The organism is Planctomycetia bacterium, from assembly GCA_021413845.1.
Lineage (GTDB): Bacteria > Planctomycetota > Planctomycetia > Pirellulales > PNKZ01 > PNKZ01.
On the sequence record JAIOPP010000067.1, the window covers coordinates 1 to 22,923 of the forward strand.

Sequence of the window (22,923 nt, forward strand, 5' to 3'; positions counted from 1 at the left end):
GTCGAACTGCAATTGCAGCAGCATTCCTTTGACGTCGGTCATCGCGACGGCGTCGCGTTCGAGTGCGCGATGTGAGGAAATGAACACCGGGCCGTCGCTCGCCTCGCGGCCTGCGATCGGCAGACGGCCGTGGCTGCCGCGAACGATCGAGGCATCGAGGCCGATGACGTCCATGTAGTAGCGGAAGCCGAGCAGCTTGCGCGCGAGTCGGCGGGCGACCTTCAACTTCGGGAACTTCAACGTCGGATCGACGAACAGCTCGACCGGATCGTAGCCCGGCTTCCGATGGATATCCACGGTGCGGGCATAATCGGGAGCCACGGCATCGTCGAGCCAGAAGTAGTAGGTGAACCAGCTCCGGGCGTCGGCGACGACGACGAGCTCGCCGCTCCGCTCATGGTCGATGCCGAACTCGCGCTGCGCCGCGCGATCGAGTACTATTTCGACGCCCGGTGTCTTGCGCAGCAGCTCCGCGACGGGGCGCACGTCTTCCGCACGTTGCACATAGACGTGCGCCACTTGATGATCGGCGACCGCGAACGCTCGGCTCGCTCCGCTATCGAGCGTTTCCCAACCGAGCATCTCGTTGCGAACGGTCAGGTAGCCTTGCTCGCGCAGTACGCGATTGAGATGCACCGGTCGATCGACGGCTGTGATGGCGTACTCCGAAAGCACGACCACCTCGGCGCCGCGCGCGAGCGAAGCGTCGATCAACCGGCCGGCTTCCGTGTCGACTTCTTGGAGATCGCGCCGACAGCGAGCATCGTCGGGCCCGAAGCGCTGGAAGTTGTAATCCAAGTGCGGGAGATAGACGAGCGAGAGGGTCGGCGCATGCTCGCGCTGTGTGTCTATTGCCGCGTCGACGATCCAGCGCGTGCTCGAAATATCGGTCCCCGGTCCCCAGAACTTCAAGAGCGGGAAGACGCCGAGTTTCGCTTGCAACCGGTCTTTCAAGTCGGCCGGGTTGCTATAGCTATCGAACACCTTCCGGCCGTCCGACGGGTAGCTCGGCCGAGGCGTGAGCGACCACTCGACCGGTGCGTACATGTTGTACCACCAGAAGAGTTTCGCGGTCGTGTAGCTCGGGTCGCGGCGGCGCCCTGCTTCGTACACGCGCTCGCCGGCGACCAGGCGATTCGATTGTCGCCAGAACATCGTCTCGGCGAGATCGCGCAGGTACCAGCCGTTGCCGACGATCCCATGGTCGCGCGGCATTAAGCCTGTGAGCAGGGTCGACTGAGCGGAGCAGGTGACGGCGGGCAAGATGGTCCCGAGCGGACGCATAAAGCCTTGCTTCGCCAGTCGCGAAAGATTCGGCGTAAGCTCGCCGACCTGGCTCGGAGCAAGGCCGACGACGTTGATAACCACAAGCGGCTTGGTCATGGAGTCGAACGTAGGATTGTGGTTAGAACGGCGATGACGAGACGAGTGTGGAGCGGACCCAGGCCCGCTCCGTACGGCTTTTGTAGCATACTCGGGGGCGAACTGTCCTTGTCTACGAAGCCCGCTCCCCCAACAATACCCTGAAGTCTATCTGCTGGGGGGAATCGAATATGGCTCGCGCAAACGTCGGCATCTCGTTGCTGTTGCTTTCGTGGTCGCTCGTTGCGCAAGCCGGATGCGACACGACGCAAGCCGATCCGGGCCGCGTGCGCGAAGCGGCGGCCGCGAGCGCTCCGCCGGCGACGATCGATTGGCCGGGCTTTCGGGGCCCGAACCGCAACGGCATCTCGACCGAGACCGAGTGGTTGAAGCAGTGGCCGGCCGAAGGGCCGAAGCGACTGTGGTCGGCGCAGGTCGGCCTCGGCTATAGCAGCGTCGCCGTGGCCGACGGCAAGGCGTATACGCTCGGCAACCGCGACGGCAACGAAACGGTTTACTGCTTCGACGCGGCAACGGGACGGGAGCTTTGGAAGTATTCCTATCCTTGCGACTTGGTCGCGAACCTGCATCTCGGCGGGCCGGGGGCCACGCCGACGATCGACGGCGACCGCGTGTACACGGTGAGCAAGCAAGGGCAGCTGCATTGCTTCGCGACCGGGACCGGCAAGCTGCTCTGGACGGTGCTGCTGACCGAGGCGCTCAGCGCCGTTCAGCCGGAGTGGGGCTTCACTTCGTCGCCGCTGGTCTACGGCGAGCTGTTGGTTCTCGACGCCGGAGGGCTCGTCGCGTTCGATAAGCTGACGGGGAAGCAGGCCTGGCGCTCGATGCACTATCGCGCCGGCTACGGTTCGCCGGTCGTCTACACGGCGCCGACCGGCGAGACGTTGATCGCGGCGATTACGAACGACGCTTTCGTCGTGGTCGAGCCGCGCAACGGCCGCGAGGTCGCGAAGTATCCGTGGGAGAGTCAGTATACGACGGCGAGCACCACGCCGGTCATCAGCGGCCGAACGTTCTTCCTGAGCACCGGCTACGGCGGCGGTTGTGCGCTCGTGGAGTTGGTCGGCGAGAAGTTTCGCGAGCTGTATCGCAACGAAGAGATGTCGAACCATATGTGTACGTCGGTGCTGCGCGACGGCCGGCTGTACGGCATCCACGGCAACTCGCATACGGCTCGGCAATGCAAGCTCGTCTGCCTCGACTTGGCGACCGGCAAGCGACTCTGGGAACAACGCGGCTTCGGCTGCGGAGCGCTGACGATGGCCGACGACAAGTTGTTGATTCAGAGCGACGAAGGCTTCCTCTCGGTGGCCGAGGCTTCGCCGAGCGGGTACGTCGAGCTGGCGCGGACGCGCGTCTTCGACGGGCCGACTTGGACCATGCCGGTGCTCTGCCGCGGGCGGATCTATTGCCGCAGCGAAGCGGGCGAAGTCGTCTGCATCGACGTGCGCAAATAGCCCACAGCCGGCCGCTTCGCGATTTTCGCGAAAGATTTTTTCGTGCGGCTCCGCGTGCCGTTCGCGGAAGCGATTATTGAAGTTCGCTCTCAAACCGCGTAGTCGCAGCGGTTTCCTTGCTCTCTCGCACCGTTCTCTTTTGCCGCTCGGATGAGACGTGCCGACGGTCTGCGGTCGCTCGGCTTGTAATCGCGTATCAACTAGCGATTTCGGGCATTTCGAGATGGCCGGCTCGAAGGGAACGTCTAGACGAACCCTACGCGGCCCACCTAGAATCGTTCGCAGCGGCCGACATGCCGCGACTTCCCGAACAAGTATGAACCCGACATATCCACTCGCCCGCCGGCCTCGTTAGCGGGGTCTGCCGAACACAATAGGAACCCGCCATGAAGGGCAACCAACAAGTCGTCGACGCTCTGAACGCCGCGCTGACGATCGAGCTGACCGCGATCAACCAGTACTTCATTCAAGCGAAGATGTGCAAGAACTGGGGCTTCTACAAGCTCGGCCAAAAGCACTACCACGAATCGATCGGCGAAATGAAGCATGCCGAAATGCTCATCGATCGGATTCTCTTCCTCGACGGCGTGCCGGAGATCGCCCGCTACGATGTGATTCGCGCCGGCTCCGACGTGAAGGAGCAGTTTCAATTCGATCTCGCGCTCGAATCGAGCGGCGTGAAAGCCTACAACGAAGCGATCAACCTCTGCATCCAGGTGAAAGACGGCGGCAGCCGGGAACTAATGGAAAAGATCCTCGTCGAAAGCGAAGAGCACGTCGATTGGTTGGAAACGCAGCTCAACGTGCTGAACGAGATCGGCCTAGCCAACTACCTGCAATCGCAACTCGGCGAAGGGGAAGAAGGACACTAGGCCCGACGAGGGCTCGCAGCTCTATTTAATACCGGCGCTTCTTAAAACCGCGGTCGTGAACACGGCTGCGGTTTTTTTATGCGCCTTTTTTCATGCGCTGTGCGAGCGAGAACCGGCTCGATCTAAGAACCGCCAATATCTAAGAACCGCCAATATCTAGGAGCCGCACTTATCGGCGGCTTGCTCGAGGGCCGCGTGGCGGCGATCGGCGAAGTATTGCCGCAGCTTGCGATGGCAGGCGGTGCAGCCGCTTCCAGCTCCCGTGCTGCAAGCGAGTTGGCAAAGCGACTGGCAGCCCGACACTTCCACGGCTTCGACGACGGCCGACTCGCGCACTTGCAAGCAACGGCAAATCACCGGATCGGCCTCGCTCACGGGGCCGACGAGCGGCGCGGGAGCGAATACCTCGAAGACCAGGCTCTCGATGTCGTAAGAGACAACCATCGGCGTGATTTGTGCGGAGGGCGTGTCGACTGGGCGGGAAGCGGAACTGTGAGACTGAGTCTCATTCCGTGGAATTGAATCTAAACGCTCGGGAGCCCTGCTGTCAAGAATATTCGTAAGAATCGGCGAAGTCCCCGGTGGCGCGAACCCGCAGGGGGCTCTTTCCGGGGCGAGCGGGGCGCCGTGAGGCCCCCTACCACTCCAGGATCACTTTGCCCGACAGGCCCGAGCGCATGACTTCGAAGCCGTGCTCGAATTCGTCGATCGGGAAGCGGTGGGTGATGACGCCCGAGATGTCGAGGCCGCTTTGGAGCATGCTCGTCATCTTGTACCAGGTCTCGAACATTTCGCGGCCGTAGATCCCCTTGAGGTGCAGCCCTTTGAAGATGATCTGGCTGAAGTCGATCGACACCGCCGAAGGGAAGATTCCCAAGATCGCGATGCGGCCCCCGTGGTTCATCCCTTCGAGCATCGATTGAAAGGCCGCGGCACTGCCCGACATTTCCAGACCGACGTCGAAGCCTTCGGTCATGCCGAGGTGCTGCATCGCTTCTTGCAAGTTCTCCCGTTTCGGGTTGATGACGTAGGTCGCGCCGATCTTCGCCGCCAGCGCCAAGCGATAGTCGTTCACATCGGTCACGACGACGTAGCGCGCTCCGACATGCCGTGCCACCGCGGCCGCCATGATGCCGATCGGGCCCGCGCCCGTGATCAGCACGTCTTCGCCGATCAAGTCGAACGAGAGGGCCGTGTGTACGGCGTTGCCGAACGGATCGAAGATCGCCGCGAGATCGTCTGAGATGACGCTCGGAACTTTGAACGCGTTCCCCGCCGGCAAGCTGAGATACTCGGCGAACGAGCCGGGCCGGTTGACGCCGACGCCGAGCGTCTTGCGGCAAAGGTGGCGTCGGCCTGCGCGGCAGTTGCGGCAATGACCGCAGGTGATGTGCCCTTCGCCGGTCACGCGGTCGCCGGGCTTGTAATCGACGACATCACTGCCGACCTCTTCGACGATGCCGACGTATTCGTGCCCGACGACCATCGGCACCGGGATCGTCTTCTGCGACCATTCGTCCCAGTTGTAGATATGGACGTCGGTGCCGCAGATCGCGCTCTTCTTGATGCGAATCAAGACGTCGTTCGCGCCGATCGTCGGCACGGGGACTTCCTGCATCCAAAGGCCCGGCTTTCGCTCGGCTTTGACCAAGGCTTTCATCGTGCGGGGCATGCTATAGATCTCTCGATAGATTCGACCGGGGGCTAACGCCCCGCGGCTGATGGGTCCATTAGCCGCAGGGCGTTAGCCCCCGGTTAATAACGTCGGCGACCGGACCACTCAATTATACGCATCACGAAATCACGCCGAGCGAGCGCCCGACCTTCGCGAACGCAGCGACGGCGAATTCGAGATCCTCTCGCGTGTGCGCCGCCGACATTTGCGTTCGGATGCGGGCTTGCCCCTGCGGCACGACGGGATACGAAAACCCGACGACATAGACCCCCTCGGCGAGCAACGCCGCCGCCATGCGACCGGCCAGCTTGGCATCGCCGAGCAGCACGGGAATGATCGCGTGGTCGCGGCCGAGCAGCGTGAAGCCGAGCGCGGTCATCGCTGCGCGGTAGAACCGCATGTTGTCTTGCAACTGGGCTCGGAATGCATCGCCGTGGGCCAGCATGTCGACGACGGCGATCGAAGCGGCTGCGATCGGCGGCGCGAGCGAGTTCGAAAAGAGATACGGCCGCGAGCGCTGCCGGAGCCAATCGACCACGGTGCGCCGTCCGGAAGTGTAGCCGCCCGAGGCTCCGCCGAGCGCTTTGCCGAGCGTGCCGGTGAGGATGTCGACCCGCTCGGCGACGCCGCACAGCTCGGGCGTGCCCCGGCCCTGCGCACCGACGAAGCCGACGGCGTGCGAGTCGTCGACCATGACGAGCGCTTGATACTTATCGGCCAAGTCGCACACGGCGGCTAAGTCGGCGATGATGCCGTCCATCGAGAAGACGCCGTCGGTGGCGATCAAGCGGAAACGACAATCGGCCGCGGCTTGCAACTGCCGCTCGAGGTCGGCCATGTCGTTGTTGGCATAGCGTAGCCGACGGGCTTTGCAGAGCCGCACGCCGTCGATGATGCTCGCATGGTTGAGCGAGTCGCTGATGACGGCGTCTTCTGCACCGAGCAGCGTTTCGAAGAGGCCGCCGTTGGCATCGAAACAGGAAGAGTACAGGATCGTGTCTTCGGTGCCGAGAAATTGCGAGAGCTTCGCTTCGAGCTCTTTGTGAACCGATTGCGTGCCGCAGATGAAGCGGACACTCGCCATGCCGTAGCCGTAGCGCTCGAGCGCGGCCTTGGAAGCGGCGACGACGTCGGGATGATCGGCGAGGCCGAGGTAGTTGTTCGCGCACAGGTTGACGACCTTGCCGGCCTGCGCCGTCGCGATCCAAGCGTTCTGCGGCGTCGTGAGGATGCGCTCTTCCTTGTAGAGCCCGGCCTCGCGTACTTGGCGGAGTTCGTTTTCCAAGTGGTCGAGAAAGCGTGCGTCCATTTCATCGCTCCCGGTTGCCGCGGTCGCCCTATTGCGGGTGCTGCGATTTGTATTCCGCTCGGGCCTCGGGCGTGGCCGCGGCCTTGTATTTGTTGTCGGCGATCATGCCGACGACTTGCGCCGTCGAGACGCACATGAAGAACACGCCGGCCAGCACCATCATGATGCGAACCTTCCACGTCGGTCGCAGCTCACGCGGCAGCAACGCCAAGTTCAAGTAGAGGACGTGAAAGCAGCTGAATCCTAGTGCGCAATTATAGATCGTCGTCGCGATCGGCAGGATCTTATCGCCTTTGACCACGGTGAGCATGATGAGCCCCCCGCCGACATAAACGCAGAGGAAGCCGAAATAGATTTGGCCGGCGCGACGTGGGTCCCAATTTCGCAAGGCGGGGAGACCGGTCCAGACGACGTCGACCCAACGGCGGAAGTAGCCGTCGGCGGTCGTCGTGTTGCTTAGGGCTAGAATGATGAAGCCGCAGAAGAGAGTGAGGAACCAGAAGGTCGGACCCCACGACGGCCCGATCGCGTTCTCGACGCCGACGGCGGTCATGCCGGCCGCGGTCCAAGTGCTCGCTTCCAGACCGCGCGGCAGGAATTGCACCGAGAGCATGCTCGGGAGCGCCAGGCCGACGAAGCAAGCCGGCATCCAGACGACAAGCTGATCGCGCAGCACATGCCGATACCAACCCTGAAAGCGGGCGATCGAATCTTTGTTGATCGGAAAGACCATCCCCATGTGCGAGAGCTTCACGGAGTGGCCGCCGAAGGCGCTCGGGATTGCGCCGACGTGCGCTCCCATGCCCCAGCCTTGATCGCGCGTGTAGCCCGAGATGTTCGTATTCGTGAGGCCGCCGGTACCGGCCAAGCCGGCCATGGCGCCGAGCACGGCGAACATGCTGAGATCCATCGCGGGAAACGGTTGCCCAGCCCACCAGCGCTCGAAAATGTTGGCGGTTCGGAAGCCGTCGTAGCGACCGTCGCCGTCGACATCGACGAAGTCCTTGGGATCGTTCGTCCAGCGTTTCTCGACTCCTTCGGCACGGCCGTCGCCGTCCCAATCGGATTCGCCCGGATCGAACTTGCCGTTGCCGTTCAAATCTTCGGCTTCGACGACGGGGAACGTGCCGAACTTGAAGAAGCCGGAGCTGATGTCTTTCCAGGTCGCGGCGCTGGAGTAGCGGGCCGCGATGAAAATGAGAAAGCCGATCACGAACACGAGCTTGAACGACATCGCGGCCTTGAGCGAATTATAAACCTTGCCGCCGAAGATGAGCGGGATCACGGTGAGCAGGAAGATCGCGTAGCTCAAATAGAGCAGCAGCATCTTGTGCTTGACGGGGTCGAGAGTCTCACCGTGCATATTCAGATAGACCATCGCGACGGGGGTCGCCGCCGAGGTCGCGAGATACGGCAAGATCGAGCCGAAGTCGAGCACCAGATATACGAACATCCAAAACAGCGGCCCGGGAAGCGAGCGAAATTTGCCGGTGAAGATCGGCTCGCCGCTATAGAGCGTGTAGCGGCTGATCTCCATGTTGTAGATCACTTGGCCGAAGATGCTCATCGTGGCGAGCCAGAAGAGCGCGCCGCCGTACTTCGCCGTGACGAGCGGCCCGGTGAGCCATTCACCGCCGCCGATCGCCGACGCGCCCGACACCAGGCCCGGCCCGAGAAACGCCAACCAGTTTTGCCATCGAAACAACGGCGGCGCGGGCAACTCTCCCCCTTGCCATCGGGGCATGATCTTCGAGCCCGGATGCGGTGGGACGAAGTCGGACTTCGCAGGAGGTGCGTCGTGGGTGGCGGACATGAGCGAGCATCCGGGCAGGAGAGAGACAGTGCGTGGCCCTCCATGATGCCGTGGTCGCCGGCTGCTTGCAAGCGTCGAGAAAGCCGAACGACCGCGAAACCACGCAGGGCTCGGCGGTCGTTCGGCGAGTGGCAATCCGTTTCCGCAGAAGCGGGGTCGATTAATGGAGTCGACTAAACCGTGTCGACGGCCGGCAAGATGTACGGCTTTCGGTACTCGGCGCGAGTTCGGAACTTCTCCGCCTCGGAGTCGCCGGTGAACTTGTAGGCGTCGTAATCGAACTTCACCGTCCGGCCTACGCGCCACGCGATGTTGCCGAGGTGACAGAGCAAGCTCGACACCCGGCCGACGTTTTCGAGATCGGCATTCGGCTTCCCGCGGTTGCGCATGCAATCGAGGAAGTTGTTCACGTGAGCCATCTCGGCCGCGGTGCCGCGCGGCACTTCCTTGACCAACTCCGCCTTACGGCCGGCATAGTGGCGCCAGCGCTTATTGCCGACGATGACGTAGCCCTTATCGCCGAACACGGCTGCCCCTTCGTCTTCGCCGTCGATCGGATACGGCGCCCAGACGCGCATTTCGTACGACAGCAGCCGGCCCGGATAGTCGTAGGTGACGAGCATCGTGTCGGGCCATTCTTGGGCATCGTCGAAGTAATACTTTCCGCCCGAGGCCGACACGGAGCGCGGTAGCCCGATCGGCTTCTCGCCCGACGCTTCGACCGCGGTCTCGAGCATCCAGCGAGCGATATCGAGCCGGTGGACGCCGTCGTTGCCGAGGTCGCCGGAGCCGTAGTCGAAGAACCAGCGCCAATTGCCGTGGAACCGCAAGGGGTTGAACTGCCGCTTCGGCGCGGCCCCGAGCCACACGTCGTAGTCGATCGTCGACGGCGCTTCGGAGTCGGGCGGGTTGCCGAGGTTTTTCTGCGGCGAGCTTTCCCAAGCCTTCGCCATCACGACGCGACCGAGATGCCCTTGCTTGATGTATTCAGCGAGCTCAAGCAGTTGCGGGTCGCTACGGGCTTGCGTGCCGAGCTGCACGACCCGGCCGTATTTCTTCGCGGCCGCCGTCATCACTTGGCCTTCTACCAAGTTGTGGCCGTCGGGCTTTTCGCAGTAGACGTCTTTGCCCCCTTGGCAGGCATGGATCGTTTGCAAGGCGTGCCAATGGTCGGGCGTGCCGAGGACGAGCGCGTCGATGCTCTTGTCGTCGATCAGGCGGCGATAGTCGGCGACCGGTTCGGGACGACGATCGAAGCGTTTTTCGAACTCGCCGTTGCGCCGGCCGAGCACTTCCGAATCGATATCGCAAACGTACTTCACGTCGACCTGCTCGCTTGCGAAGCCGAAGTGGTTGAAGAGCGCATTGCCACGCCCTTTCACTCCGACGCAGCCGACCGTGATCTTGCCGTTCGCGAGGTCTTTGGCTTGCGCTCGGGGCCGGGGCAGTAAACTTGCCACGGTTAGAGCCGCTCCGGCTTGCGATGTTTGCGCGAGGAAGTCGCGACGATTCAAACCCTTCGTATCCGTATGTTTACCGCTCATGCGACGTTATCTCCCGCTGATGAATTCACTCCGATCGAACGGGCGGGCGAAGGGGATTTCGCTCGACCGTGATCTGCCTGACGAAAGCCTATGATGAACGTGCGGCGAGCGGGAGGCAAATAAAATAGAATCGCACATTGCGGTCGCCGGAGAGTGCGTGCATTTCGCTGAGTCGCCGGGTAGAATACTGCTCCGCATCCGTCAGGCCTTTGCGCGCTCGAGCACGGCACCTTTTCTAACGCCGTGTCGTGTTGCAGACCTGACGATCGAAAATTCAATCACGCTCGTTAGGAGATCTGATCCATGCCTCAAGACGCCGGTTCTTCGGATAACGTTTCACGCCGCAACTTCATGAAGACCTCGGCCGCGACCGCTGCTGCCGCGGGAGTCGTGTCGAGTTTCGCGGCCCCTGCTCCGGCGAGCGCCGCCGACGCCAACGGTCGGATTCGGATCGGCTTCATCGGCCCTGGCGGACGAGGCTTCGGCGCGCATGTGAAGTCGCTCGCGAAGCTGCGCAGCGAAGGAGCGAACATCGATCTCGTTGCCGTCTCCGAGGTTTATAAGAACCAAGAAGACATGGTTTGCGACTACATCAAGAAAGAGACCGGAGTCGAAGCGAAGCGGTACGTCGACTACAACGACTTGCTCGCCGATCCGACCGTCGACGCCGTGTGCATCGGCACGCCCGACCATTGGCACCATCGGCAGATCATCGACTCGCTCAAGGCCGGCAAGCATGTCTATTGCGAAAAGCCGATGACGAAGAAGGTCGAGGAAGCGCTCGACGTCGTGAAGGCTTGGAAGTCGTCCGGCAAGGTGATGCAGGTCGGCGTGCAATCGACGAGCCTTCAAGTGTGGGACCAGGCTCGCAAGTTGATCGATGAAGGCAAGCTCGGCAAAGTGCTCGGTTTCCAAACCGAATACTTCCGCAACTCTAGCGTCGGCCAATGGCGCTACTACAAGCTCGACAAAGATATGTCGCCGAAGACGGTCGACTGGAAGCGTTGGCTCGGCGTGAAGGAAGGCTTGGCCGAAAACATGGATTTCGATCGGGCCGTCTACGCTCAATGGCGCTGCTATTGGCCGTTCGGCTCGGGCATGTTCACCGACTTGTTCGTCCACCGCACGACCTCGATGCTCAAGGCGACGGGCCTCCGCTACCCGGCGCGCGTCGTCGGCGCCGGCGGCATCTATCTCGAACTCGACACGCGCGAAGTGCCGGACGTCGCGACCGTCGTGGCCGATTACAACGAAGGCTGCCAAGCGATCATCACCGCGACGATGTGCAACGAAAACTCCCGCATCAAGCAAGTCATTCGCGGGCACAACGGCGCGTTCGAGTTCGGCAACGGCGAACAGTTCAGCGAGTTCAAGTTCATGGCCGAGCGTCCGCAAGTGACGTTCGATAGCGCGCTGGTCGACGAAACGATCAAGACCGACTTGAACCCGGAAGACTTGAAGAAGTACGACACGACGTACCTGCACTTCAAGAACTGGCTCACCGCGATGATCGACAATAAGCCGGAAGCGTGTAACAACACGCCGGACCTCGGAGCCGCGGCCGTGGCGACCGTGATCCTCGGTGCGCAGAGCTACCGGACCGGCAAGGTCTTCCACTTCGATGCCGAAAGCGGCACCTACAAAGACGGCGACTCGTCGTGGGCCACGAAATGGGAAACCCTCTCGAAGCAACGCGGCAAGCCGACGCAAGTGCCGGGCTGGGCCGCCGGCGACAAAGGAAGCACGCTCCGACCACCGGAGTACATGTCGCTCGCCGGCCCATGGAAAGACGGCGTCGATCCAGCGGGAGCGTAAGTTGCTCGCGGTTGGTTGATCGATTGAGATAGAACAACGACGCCCGGCATTGCGAGATGCCGGGCGTTGTTTTTTTTGAGCGGCGAGTAACTGCGACGAGTATAAGCGGTGAGGAACCGGCCGGCTTACACCGGCCGCTCGCCTCGGAGGTTTTCGTCGTGCGCTAGAACTCTAAGAACACGCGGCGGTTTTCGGTGAAGCTGTCGTTGGCTGCGCGGACGACGGTGAGTGCGCGGTAGGTGTCTTCCAGGCCGCCGGCGTTACGCACGAGGCTCGTTACCGCGCGGTGGAACTGGCCGATCATCATCTCGCCGACCGGCCGCTCGCTTTCGAGCGACTCTTGATGTCGGCCGGCGTTGTCGAACCAGACGAGCGTCGACGGAAGATCGATGAACGCGATGCCGTTTTCGCACGCGACCTGCAGCGCCGCCGGCGGGCGGTAGGCCACGGCTTCGGCCCAGGCCGAAGGCATGTAGCGCCCGCAACTGATCTGCGCCGTGGCCGACGTGCCGGGGCCGTTCTTCAGGTCGCCGAAGTCGAGGCTCATCATCTGGTAGTCGTCGTGCTTCGGCTCTTCGCCCCGATAATGCCGCACGCCGACGACCGAAGTCGGCTCGCTGCCGACCACGTAGCGGCACCAATCGATCAACTCCATCAAGTCGTTCGACGGCGACTGGTTCGAGCCCGGCTTTCCTTGCTGATGTTCGGCCGGCACGCGGGCATGGCAGAACAACAGCTTCGGCTTGCCGAGCCGTGTGGCGATCAGTTCCTTAAGCCGCAGCGTGGCCGGGGCGTGGCGGCGCGGGAATTCGGTCATAAACGCGACGCCCGACTCATCGACCCGCTGCTTGACGAGCTGCGCCTGTTCGGGATCGAGTTGCAGGCTGTTTACGCAGTAGATCGCCTTCCCGGCATCGCAAGCGGCGAGAATCGGCAGATAGCCGTACCATTGCGGAGCGAGCATCAGCACGGCATCGATATCGGGCCGCTGAGCGAGCGAGCGGAAGCCGTCGCAAGCCTGAGCGTTCCATTCGCGCGCGGCCTGCTCGGCCCGGAGCGCAATCTGGTCGCAGACGGCGCAGACCTCGAACCGGTCGCTCAGCGTACGCAACGCAGGCCGGTGGCGCGACTCCCATTGGTTGCCGAGCCCGATAAGACCGACGCGAAGCTTCATGCTGGTTGCCGTGATAAGGTGCGCCGGCTCGGTAATTCCCTGGACATTCGTGCGCGATCGACTCGGGCGAACGGGAAACCCTAGGCTCAGCTTGGTTCGACGTCGGGGCGGATTATAGCCGGCAGAAGACGTAAAGCCAAAAGGAAAAATAGTTTCGCTCGATAACTCGCGCCCGAAAGTTTCCGGCTTCAGCGGCAGCGCTAAAACAAATCGATCGGAAATACCGAATCGGTTGCGGACACGGACGCTTGCACTGTCAAGCGATGCCGGTAAACTGGCGAACTCTTGTCGATCGCGCAGATTTTGACGCTCCGCTTTTATGCGGGTCGATCTTCGCCGAACGAGGCAAGTTTTCCTCCGTTTTCCAACGTTTTCCGAACAAGGAACAGACATGATTCACGCGGCATTGGCGGCCCTTTTGCAAACTGCGGTCCTTTCGGCGAGCCCGCTCACTTACGAACAAGCCTTCGAAGAAAACGCGAAGACCGGCAAGCCGCTCGTCGTGTTGATCGGAGCCGAATGGTGCCCGGGCTGCGTGACCATGAAGCGGTCGTCGATGCCCGCGGTCGCCAAAGATGCCGTTTTCGGCGAAGTCGCCTACACGGTGCTCGACACCGACAAGCAGACCGCGATCGCGCAGCAAATGATGCAAGGGGGCTCGATCCCGCAACTGGTCATGTTCCACAAGACCGCCGCCGGCTGGCAGCACGACCGACTCGTCGGAGCCCAAAGCCCGACGGCGATCATCCAGTTTTTGCGCAAGGGGATTAAAGCCGCGACGGGAAAGATCGCGTCGAACTAGCTCGCGCAGCTTCGATGGCGCTACCGAGCTAATGTTTCTAAAGACCGAGAGCCGCGAGATGAAACTCGCGGCTCTCGGCGTTTACTGCTCTCGGTGTTTTTAGAGCAACGTGAGCGGGTTCACGCGCGTCTTGAGCGGCAGCGGCACCGGCCCGCCGACTCGTTGCGACTCGAAGATCGCGTTGATCATTTCGATCGTGCCCCGTCCGTCATACGCGCTGCAGAGCGGTTGCCGATCTTGTTCGATCGCGGCGACGAGGTCTTTCACCGCCGCGACGTTGCCGCCGTGCATATCGCTTACGTCGGTTTCCGGCTTTCCGATTCCTTGCGTCGAGACCGGAACCCACTTCGAGCCGGTTCGGCCCGGCGACCAAGCGCCGTCGTCGAGATAGTTGGTCGTCGGGTGATAGCCGGTCGTCATCTCGAAGATGCCGGCCGAGCCGAGGATCTGAATAGCGAAGCGCGACTTCTTCGCGCCCACACCGCGCTGTGAGCCGAAGTATGCCGTTGCGCCGCCGGGCAAGCCGAACATTCCCGCGACGTTGTCGCCGCAGAGCGGGCCGATCTGCTCCGGGCCATCGATCACATCCGACTTCGTGATCGCATGCCCCCCCTGCTCCACGCGGCCGAAGCACCACGTGGGATCACCGCCGAAGGTGCGGACCAGGTTGAAGAGGTGTGAGCCGAGCACCCACATGTCTTCGGCACCTCCCCGATGATCCTCTTTGCCCCGTGCGCGGATTTCCAAGAGCTTCCCGATCTTGCCGTCGGCGATCGCCTGCTTCACGACGTCGATCGTCGGGCTGTAGCGCGTCTGATGCGCGAGCGCCAGCTTCACGTGTCGCTGTTCGCAGGCCGCGATGATCGCGTCGGCCTCGGCGAGCGACCGGCAAAACGGCTTCTCCATATACATATGAATGCCGCGCTCGGCGCAAGCCAAGGCCATCTCTTGATGACGATCGAGCCAGCGCGGCCCGATGCCGACGATCTCGGGCTTCGCTTTGTCGAGCATTTCGCGATAGTCGGTGAAGCTCTCTTTCGCGTGCGTGAGCTTCATCATCTTCGGGATGGCGGCCTTGTTGTCTTCGGCCAAGGCGACGACTTCCATGCCCGGCACGTCGTGCCACACGGTATCGACTCCGTGGCCGTAGTTGCCGCGGCCGGTACTGCCGATCACGGCGACGCGATAAGTTTTCGCCATCAGTGAATCTCCGAAACGGTGGGGTGTGCGAGGCGGGATGAGCCGGGCCGGCAGAGAGAGAGGCGGCGTCAGAGAGGCTCAGTGTAGCTAAGAGGGCCGGCCGACACCAGAATTTTGCGTCGCACCAGGCGGAGAGTTGCGCGAGCCTACGACACGCGGTTCGGCGGCTGATCTTGCAACTCGTAGCGACGAATCTTCCGATCGAGCGTCGAGCGCTCGATGCCGAGAATGGTCGACGTTTGGCTTTTGTTCCAGTTCGTGCTCTTGAGCACCGCGAGGATATGTCGGCGTTCCATCTCGGCGAGCGAGCAAGGCTTGAAGTCGGGAGCCGAGCCCGGCACGTCGATCGTATCGCCCGACGTGGGCAGCTTCGAGAGGAGCAAATCCCCTTCTTCGATATACTCGCCGCTGCAGAGCACGATCGCCCGCTCGACGACGTTCTTCAACTCGCGCACGTTGCCGGGCCAGCGATAGCGGACCATCTGCTCCATCGCCTTCGGCGTGAAGCCCTTCAGCTTGCGACCGGTCTCGCCCGTAAAGCGATTGAAGAAGTGATACGCGATTTCGGCGATGTCTTCCGGTCGCTTGCGCAACGGCGGAACGAGGATCTCCAACACATGCAAGCGGAAGTAAAGATCGCGGCGGAAGATGCCGTCGGTCACGGCTTTCTCGAGATCGCGATTCGTCGCCGCGATCACGCGGACGTCGACCTTCACCGGCTCGCTGCCGCCGACGCGCTCGAACGGATGGCCCTCGAGTACGCGAAGGAACTTGGCTTGAATCGCCGGACTCATCTCGCCGATTTCGTCGAGCATGAGGGTCCCTTGGTTCGACGCTTCGAACTTGCCGATCTTGCGCCCGACCGCTCCGGTGAACGCCCCCTTCTCATGGCCGAAGAGCTCGCTTTCGAGCAGCGTTTCCGAGAGCGCCGCGCAGTTTAAGCAGACGAACGGACCTTTGCGTCGAGGGCTGGAGAAATGGACGGCCCGCGCGACGAGCTCTTTGCCGACTCCGCTTTCGCCGCGGATCAAGACGGTGGCGTTGTTCGGTGCGGCCCGCGCGATTTCATCGGCGACGCGCTGCATCGTCCGGCTCGTGCCGACGATTTCGCTTTCCGCACCGAGGCGTTGCCGGAGCTGCACGTTTTCATCGCGCACCGTACTGAGATTTTCGGCGAGTTCTTGCCGCCGCTTCAAATTCTGCAGCGCGACGCCGACCGTATCGGCAACCGCCAGCGTAAACTCGAGGTCGTCCGGGTCGGGCATCCGTTCCGGCTTCGTCGAATATAAATGGATGAGCCCGACGATCTTATCGTTGCGACGAATCGGAGCGCACATCACGCTCACGGCGTGAATCTCTCCTTTGCTGTCGCGGCTCGTCACCGTGCTGTCGCCGATTACGTTGCGCGCGAGCACCGCCTCTCCTTCGCGCAACACCGTGGCCGCGAGGAACGGTGAAATGCGATGATACGGCAATTCGGTCGTGCTTTCCGAGGCGACGACTTCGAGATCGGCATCGCGCGGCTCGTTCGAAGCGTTGCGCCGCAACAGTAAGACGGCCCCGGCATCGACTCCCGCACTCTCGAACACTCCGGCCAAGGCGAGCTGCGCCACCGAAAACGGATCGGTCGCCTTCGCCAGCTCGAACGCCAAGCGGCAAAGCTTCGCTGCGGCGCGGCCTACCTTCGGGATGTTCTCCGGATCTTCTTTGTCGGGATCTAAGAACTTCGTCTGCATCCGACGATGCGTGATCATCGTCGGCTCGTGGATATTGAGCGACGAATCGCTATCGCTGAGCGGGGCCTGCGTGATCGCGGAGCCGACGAGCGGCAGCGTCCGCACCATCGGGCTCGATTCGGGAAACGCTTTCGTCAGATCGTAGACGAAGGCGAGTTGCGAGTTGCCGATCCGAATGACGTCGCCGGGATTGAGCAATTGCTCGGAGCGAACCGTGGCCTCGCCGAGTAGCGTGCCGTTGCGGCTCTCTAAGTCACGCACGAACCAATGGTCGTCGCGGAAGAACACTTCGGCGTGGCAACGACTACACCGATCGTCTTTCATGACGATCTGGTTCGTCGGCGCTCTGCCGATCGTGGCGGTTTGCCCCGGCACCAAACGAAAGACGTCGGTCCACTTCGCCCCTTCGCGGATTACTAAGTAGGCAAGACTTGGGGGCATAACGCTCAAAGAAGGGCCCCGAGGGTTCGTTCGTTTAGGTCGGTTTTTCGGCACTTCTCGGTGAAGATCGAGGGTCCGACCGCCGAAAACCGCTCCATTGTTACCTTAGTCTTCGCGACCCCGGACATGCAAGCCTACCCCCGAGTTCCGACAAAAAGCCGAGGAAGTGCCCGCAAGAGCCCCCTTTCTTGTTCGTCGTATCACTATGGAAATCGAGGCTCTGTAAGGGATATTCGGGTTTTTCGCGATGCTTCGGTTTGGAACATTACGTTTTCCGAAGCCGAGTCAAAGTTAACGTAGAAAGAATTGTTGGCCGGCGAAGAGTGGGTATCATGGGATGTAAGTAACGCCGGTCGGCCATTCTCAACACCTCTTTTCGTGCTGAATCACCATGAGCTTGCTTCGTCATTGCGGTCTGGCGTGCGTCGTGTTCGGGCTCTCGGTTTTGGAGTTCGGCGTAAGCTCCAGTGCTTTCGCGCAAGCCGACGCGAACAACCCTTATAAGCAATTGGAATCGACGAAGGGGGTCTGGCCTCCTTTCTATAAGCCCGATCCGCAAGACGAGACCTATACGAAGTTGATGGCCGAAGGCTGGTGCAAGCCGAACGGCAAGCGCGCCCAAAATTACTATCTCTCGAAGATGGTCGACGTAAACAAGCTCCCCGAGTTTGCCTTCGAGGGGAAGATTACGGGCATGCACAAGGGCTCGATGTCCGCCACGGACAGCCGCAGCGGCGAGTCGATGCTCGTCATGATTCACGAAGATCCGTCGATCAGCCAAGTCATCGTGCATGGCAAAGGGACGAAGGAAATGCTCACGACCGGCAAGTTCGTCCGGTTCGTAGGCCGGGTCGATGCGACCGGTGCCTGCGCGGAAAAGATCGAAAGTATCGAGCTCACCACCCCCGGCGTTTCGCTGATCACTCCGGTCGAGCCGAACAAGACGCAAAATCTATTCGGCAAGATCGTGCGTCGCGACGGCGAGCGCATGGTCGTCTTGGCCCCGACGGGCAAAGTTCATCGCCTCACCTTCGAGCTGGCTCCCGAGGCGGCGGTGGAAACGCGCGTTTCCGACTACCGTTCCGCCGGAGTAGGCGACACGATCAAAGTGAAATGCCGAATCTTCCGGTCGACGACCCCGGTACAGGCTTTCTGCTTCGCCGACGAACTCGATGTCGTGGCAACCACGAAGGTTCAAGTCGCGAAAACCAAATAGGACTTCCGGCGGCGGCTATGAAGGTCGAAGCAGCCTCTTAGCGACCCTGGCCGGATTGCCGGCAAGGAGCCCGCTCGGTGCCGTCTGCTTGGGGAAATCGGCTGCAAACCGGCCTGACTTACCGAATAAAGTGATTGCAGCGAGGCCGCCGGCACCACCTTTTCGGCACATAAGCTGCGGAAGCGTCTTCTCGCTCGAAGCGGTCGGATTAAAGTGGTAAGGATGCTAGACGTATCTGTAGCAGTCGTCTTTAATCCGGCGTTTTTACTTGCCTGATCGTAAGCTTCATCCGACAATCGATAGAGATAGTCGCTGCGCATTTCTACACACGCGATTCCGTCCACCCTTCTCATGGTCGTTATGCCGATGTTTTTAGCTCGCTTATTCCTCGACCGTCGCACTCCTTACGCCCTCTTTGCCGCCGCTATGGTAGGAGGGCTGCTCTTCCTAGAAGGTCCGCAAAAGGAGTTGCCGCGTTCGGCAGGATGCTTTAATCAACAGCAAGCGGTGGGAGGCGTGCGCGTCGACGCCTCGGGTGCGATCCGTCGTTTGGAGTTGGACGGTTTGAACGCGTTGGCTCGTGAGCGCGCAGACGTGGCGGCGTCGATCGCTCCGGAGATGAAGCGTGCGCACGGGATGCGTAAGATTTCGTTACGGGCGTTGGAAGCGGCGGTGGCGAAGAACCTGAAGACGGGGAATCCGATCTCGGACGAGATGAAGCTGTTGGCGGGCCTGCAAGAGATCCGCTACGTGTTCGTGTACCCGGAGCAACAAGACATCGTGTTGGCGGGCTTCGGCGAAGGCTGGAAGATCACGGCTCGGGGAGACATCGTCGGAGCGACGACGGGTAAGCCGGTCATGTTTCTCGACGATCTGCTGACGGCGCTGCGGCACGCGGAGCAAGCGGCGCAAGGGGATATCTCGTGCTCGATCGATCCGACCCCCGAAGGGCTCGAACGTCTGCGTCGTCACGTGGCGACGTTGACCGAGATCGGCGATCCGCAAGCGACGAGCCAAGGAATCGAGAAGGTGTTGGGTCCGCAGATGGTCACGGTGTCGGGCTTGGCTTCGACGTCGCACTTCGCGCACGTCATGGTGGCGGCCGACTATCGGATGAAGCGGATCGGGATGAACTTAGACCCGAGCCCTGTGCCGGGCCTGACGAGCTACGTGCAATTGTTGAGCGGCGGCGGTCGAGGCATGTCGGCGGTAGCGCCCCGTTGGTGGCTGGTGCCGGACTTCCAACCGGTGCTGACGGACGAAGCGGGCTTGGCGTTCGAGTTGCGCAGCAAGGGGGTGAAGTGCCTGACGGAAGACACGGTGTTCACGGCCGGCGGCGTCAAGGCGCAAGCGGGCAAGTCGAGCCCTGCGGCGCAACGTTGGGCGGACATGCTGACGACGAAGTACGCGGAACTCGCGCAGAAAGAACCGGTGTTCGCGGAGTTGAAGAACGTGATGGACTTGGCGGTGGTGGGGGCCTTGATCCACAAGGAAGAGTTGGCACGCAAGGCGGGCTACAGCTTCCCGCTGTTACTGAACTCGACGGAATTGCCGACGGACAAGCTCCCTGAGGTGAAGCAGACGGACAGCGTGGCGAGCATGTTGAAGAAGGGTACGAACTGGATCATCTCGGCCTCGGGCGGGGTGCAGATCAACGCTTGGGCATTGGCCTCGGAGAAGCAAACCGGCCCGGAACTCGACTCCCTCCGCCCCAAACTCGCCGAACCCGCCAAACATTGGTGGTGGGATTAAGCGAACGAGGATGTCGCGCGATAACGCGTCTCGGGGAAACCCGGCTCGCGAAAGTTGACGAACCGCACGTGAGGAATCCCTCGCGCCGCCGTATTGAAATAGTGATCGACGTAGTCGTTCGCCGTGGCTGAGTGAAACGTTGAAGCCGGCGTCGTCGACTTCAGCAGCACGAGCTCCTCGGCACCCAAGAGCGTTGCGGCCCGGGCGGCGATCGAATCGCTCGACACGCTCCAATCGGCCGGCAAAGGATCGCAGCCCTCAACCGCTTGCGAGCACGTCGCATCGTGCTGCATGAAAGCCCAAGGATCGATCCATGCCAGACCGGGGCTCGACGCGCGCTCGCTGGTCGTGCGAGCGTCGAAGCTAGTGATCCTCGCGCATTGCGGCATGAGCGCCGCCAGCATTTCGTAGTGGATCTGCATCGCGCGAATGCAAAGCCAATGCGCGGCTCGGTCGTCGAAACCGAGCGTTCGTTGTTGCTCGGCAATGGCATCGACCAAAGCTCCGCCGCCGGCAAGAAACAGCGTCTGCGCGGGAACTTGCTCGGCGGTCCAGCGTTGAAGATCGTCGACGAGCGTCGGGCTCGTCAGCAAGCTTCCGCCGACTTTGACGATGCGGCGCATCACGTCGCGCGCCATGCTAACGATCCTCGCCGATCAAGCGGGCCAGCGCATACGCCGGGCCGACCGTGGACGCATCCGTTCCCAGTTCCTCGGCCAAGGAGATGATCGCGCCGGCCCAGCCTCGGCGCGCGAGCACTTCGCGCGCGAGGAACTCTCCTTGTCCGCAGACGACGAACAGATCCGTCGTCGACGAGCGTCGTTGCTCCACTTGATCGAGCGCCGCGGAGATCGTCCGCACTTGCGCTTCGCGCACCGCTTGCGCCATGGCTTGTGCATCGTGAGCGTCGAACGACGTGCGATCCGCGCAGACCATGCGCGCCAAGCGTTCCAGTGCGAATTCCTTCGTCGCAGGTCGGCCGTCGGCCGTGGCGACGTCGTCGCCATCTTCGGCGAGGTTGCCGAGAATCAAATAGGCATCGCGTGTCGTGGCGAAGAGCTCTTGAGCGGTGCCGCAAAGCCGGCCGCTCCAAGGCAGCGCCTGCGCAACGGCGCAAATCGGGCTTCGCACGACTCCCGTGTAGACCAATTCGCCGCTTGCCAAGCGATCGGAGTCGGTGCGTCCTTCGACTTCGGGCTTGCCGGCGACGAAAGGAATCAGATCGGTCGTGGTCGAGCCGATGTCGATCAAGATCCCCGTCAGCTTCGAGAACTTTCGCGCCGCAAAAGCCGCCGTGGCATACCAATTCGACGCCGAGGCTTCGAGCCACCGGAGCTTCGCCTCTGCCGGCGCGACCATCGCGCCATCGGTCAACAAGACTCGCACCTCGACCGCCTTTCCCGTTCCGGAGAACGCCGTTTCGACGGCGTCGACGATCGCCGCGACCCCTGCTTGTTTCGTGCGAAAGCAATCGGCAAGCTCGCCGGTCATCGTCACGGCCACGCGTCTAAACTCGGGCGCGTCGGCAAGGAGCGCGATGAGCGCTGCGGTCAGTTGTGCCGGCCGTTGCCACAACGGAAACGCTTGCGAGCGCACGAAGCCGGCGCCATCCGAGGCCTTGAGGTTCGCTCCGCCGATATCGAGTGCGAGCACGCGCGTCGTGGCGTCGCGCACGTTGCCGTCGGCATCGAACTCGACGACCTCGGAGCGAAACGATAACGTCGGCGGTCGTCCTTGCGCCACGTCGAGCATCGCGCGGGCCAGGCTCGCCTCGGCGAGGGCGCGCAGTCCGACGTACGAAGTGGTCAGCCGCGGGTTCACTTCGATCACGTAATCTTCCGAGCCGTCTTCGGCCGCGCCGAGAACGAGATCGAGTCCGATGAAGCCGGTCCATGCGGGCATCGCGTCGCCGGCCGCGAGCGCTAAGCGTCGGGCACGCGCGGCGAGGTCGGTCGTCAGCGGAACCTTGCCGCCGAGATATTCGAAGCGCCCTTCCTCTTTGATGCGCTGAGTGCAGGCCGGCAGTGCGAAGGTGCCTGCAGGGCCGCGCAGCAGGCCGATGCTCGCCGCTTGCCCGACGACGTAGCGCTCGAGCCGCCAAGTGCGCGGAGATTCGCCGCGCGCATCTTGCCGGGTTTCATTCAAGCGGCGTACGTCGACGGAGCCGCAACCGTCGATCGGCTTGAGCACCGCCGGGGCCAGGAAATGCTTCGGCCACAAGTCGTCGGGGGTCAGCCGGATGCCCGTCGGGGTCGGGATATTGCCGGCGCGCAACGTCTCGGCGACGGCGTGCTTGTCCGAGGCCCAAGCGATGAACTCGGCCGAAGGGGAAGCCAGCCGTCCGTTCAGTTGTTCGACGCGGCGCGCGAGCCCAGCAAGCACGCCATCGGTTTCCGGCGCAATCAGCAGCGCAAGGTCGGCCGCGGCCGCCAGGCGATCGAACGCTTCGGCCCGTTCCGCTTCGGAGTCGACGAGAATCGCGTTTTGAAAGTCGGGCGTTTGCGCGGCTAGCGCGGAGTCGAGCAGCCAGGAGACTTCGATCCCGTCGAGGGCTGTGAAATCGGCGACCAAGGTGTGGCGCATCGCCGCGGCTTCCGCCAGCAGCGGGCCGTGGTCGTCGAGTTCTCCCGTGTGCCGATTCGCGATGAGCCCGCCGCCGGTGACATGTTCGTAAACGAAGATTCGCATGGAAACGAGACCGAGTCGGGGCGTCGGGCGGAGCGTGGTCGTGTGG

General features: G+C 62.2%; 17 protein-coding genes. 6 read left to right on the forward strand and 11 right to left on the reverse strand.

What is annotated here, in order from left to right; all coding sequences use genetic code 11:
• Positions 1 to 1,383 (reverse strand): alkaline phosphatase family protein (locus tag K8U03_11775; GenBank protein MCE9605562.1); only part of this gene is annotated, 1,383 nt, incomplete at its 3' end.
• Between the two features lie 170 nt (positions 1,384 to 1,553).
• Here K8U03_11775 and K8U03_11780 point away from each other — a divergent pair.
• Together K8U03_11780 and bfr are read left to right on the forward strand one after the other, a co-directional pair.
• On the forward strand, positions 1,554 to 2,840 hold the full coding sequence (locus K8U03_11780; protein ID MCE9605563.1) for a PQQ-like beta-propeller repeat protein: 1,287 nt from the start codon (positions 1,554 to 1,556) through the stop codon (positions 2,838 to 2,840).
• A 386-nt stretch (positions 2,841 to 3,226) separates the two neighbouring features.
• Complete coding sequence (bfr, locus tag K8U03_11785) at positions 3,227 to 3,712, forward strand: bacterioferritin (protein ID MCE9605564.1); 486 nt, start codon at positions 3,227 to 3,229, stop codon at positions 3,710 to 3,712.
• 156 nt (positions 3,713 to 3,868) lie between these two features.
• On the opposite strand, the gene K8U03_11790 is transcribed toward bfr, so the two are convergent.
• The 5 genes from K8U03_11790 to K8U03_11810 all read right to left on the reverse strand — a co-directional run bounded on the left by K8U03_11790 (position 3,869) and on the right by K8U03_11810 (position 10,053).
• Positions 3,869 to 4,156 carry a (2Fe-2S)-binding protein gene (locus K8U03_11790; GenBank protein ID MCE9605565.1) on the reverse strand — a complete coding sequence of 96 codons (288 nt, stop codon included), beginning with the start codon at positions 4,154 to 4,156 and terminating at the stop codon, positions 3,869 to 3,871.
• Between the two features lie 193 nt (positions 4,157 to 4,349).
• Positions 4,350 to 5,372 carry an L-threonine 3-dehydrogenase gene (gene tdh, locus K8U03_11795; GenBank protein ID MCE9605566.1) on the reverse strand — a complete coding sequence of 341 codons (1,023 nt, stop codon included), beginning with the start codon at positions 5,370 to 5,372 and terminating at the stop codon, positions 4,350 to 4,352.
• A gap of 133 nt (positions 5,373 to 5,505) precedes the next feature.
• The gene (locus tag K8U03_11800) at positions 5,506 to 6,696 is read right to left on the reverse strand and encodes a glycine C-acetyltransferase (protein ID MCE9605567.1); all 1,191 of its coding nucleotides are present in this window, start codon (positions 6,694 to 6,696) and stop codon (positions 5,506 to 5,508) included.
• Positions 6,697 to 6,724: 28 nt separating this feature from the next.
• On the reverse strand, positions 6,725 to 8,509 hold the full coding sequence (locus K8U03_11805) for an Nramp family divalent metal transporter (protein ID MCE9605568.1): 1,785 nt from the start codon (positions 8,507 to 8,509) through the stop codon (positions 6,725 to 6,727).
• A gap of 173 nt (positions 8,510 to 8,682) precedes the next feature.
• Positions 8,683 to 10,053 carry a Gfo/Idh/MocA family oxidoreductase gene (locus K8U03_11810; GenBank protein MCE9605569.1) on the reverse strand — a complete coding sequence of 457 codons (1,371 nt, stop codon included), beginning with the start codon at positions 10,051 to 10,053 and terminating at the stop codon, positions 8,683 to 8,685.
• 303 nt (positions 10,054 to 10,356) lie between these two features.
• Here K8U03_11810 and K8U03_11815 point away from each other — a divergent pair, with 303 nt between their 5' ends.
• On the forward strand, positions 10,357 to 11,868 hold the full coding sequence (locus tag K8U03_11815; GenBank protein MCE9605570.1) for a Gfo/Idh/MocA family oxidoreductase: 1,512 nt from the start codon (positions 10,357 to 10,359) through the stop codon (positions 11,866 to 11,868).
• A gap of 163 nt (positions 11,869 to 12,031) precedes the next feature.
• On the opposite strand, the gene K8U03_11820 is transcribed toward K8U03_11815, so the two are convergent.
• Complete coding sequence (locus K8U03_11820; GenBank protein MCE9605571.1) at positions 12,032 to 13,042, reverse strand: Gfo/Idh/MocA family oxidoreductase; 1,011 nt, start codon at positions 13,040 to 13,042, stop codon at positions 12,032 to 12,034.
• 391 nt (positions 13,043 to 13,433) lie between these two features.
• Here K8U03_11820 and K8U03_11825 point away from each other — a divergent pair, with 391 nt between their 5' ends.
• A complete protein-coding gene (locus K8U03_11825) occupies positions 13,434 to 13,844 on the forward strand; it encodes a thioredoxin family protein (protein MCE9605572.1) in 411 nt (136 codons plus the stop codon).
• Between the two features lie 99 nt (positions 13,845 to 13,943).
• Here the strand turns inward: K8U03_11825 and K8U03_11830 are convergent, their stop codons facing one another.
• Positions 13,944 to 15,044, reverse strand: a complete 1,101-nt coding sequence (locus K8U03_11830) for a Gfo/Idh/MocA family oxidoreductase (GenBank protein ID MCE9605573.1) — start codon at positions 15,042 to 15,044, stop codon at positions 13,944 to 13,946.
• A gap of 146 nt (positions 15,045 to 15,190) precedes the next feature.
• The gene (locus K8U03_11835) at positions 15,191 to 17,221 is read right to left on the reverse strand and encodes a sigma 54-interacting transcriptional regulator (GenBank protein MCE9605574.1); all 2,031 of its coding nucleotides are present in this window, start codon (positions 17,219 to 17,221) and stop codon (positions 15,191 to 15,193) included.
• 391 nt (positions 17,222 to 17,612) lie between these two features.
• On the opposite strand from K8U03_11835, the gene K8U03_11840 reads away from it, so the two are divergent.
• Positions 17,613 to 18,437, forward strand: a complete 825-nt coding sequence (locus K8U03_11840) for a hypothetical protein (protein ID MCE9605575.1) — start codon at positions 17,613 to 17,615, stop codon at positions 18,435 to 18,437.
• 360 nt (positions 18,438 to 18,797) lie between these two features.
• Positions 18,798 to 20,189, forward strand: a complete 1,392-nt coding sequence (locus tag K8U03_11845; GenBank protein MCE9605576.1) for a DUF1598 domain-containing protein — start codon at positions 18,798 to 18,800, stop codon at positions 20,187 to 20,189.
• On the opposite strand, the gene K8U03_11850 is transcribed toward K8U03_11845, so the two are convergent.
• On the reverse strand, positions 20,186 to 20,827 hold the full coding sequence (locus K8U03_11850) for a hypothetical protein (protein MCE9605577.1): 642 nt from the start codon (positions 20,825 to 20,827) through the stop codon (positions 20,186 to 20,188). The two genes, K8U03_11845 and K8U03_11850, sit on opposite strands and share 4 nt — an antisense overlap.
• A 1-nt stretch (position 20,828) precedes the next feature.
• The gene (locus tag K8U03_11855; GenBank protein MCE9605578.1) at positions 20,829 to 22,877 is read right to left on the reverse strand and encodes an ATP-grasp domain-containing protein; all 2,049 of its coding nucleotides are present in this window, start codon (positions 22,875 to 22,877) and stop codon (positions 20,829 to 20,831) included.
• Positions 22,878 to 22,923: the final 46 nt, after the last annotated feature.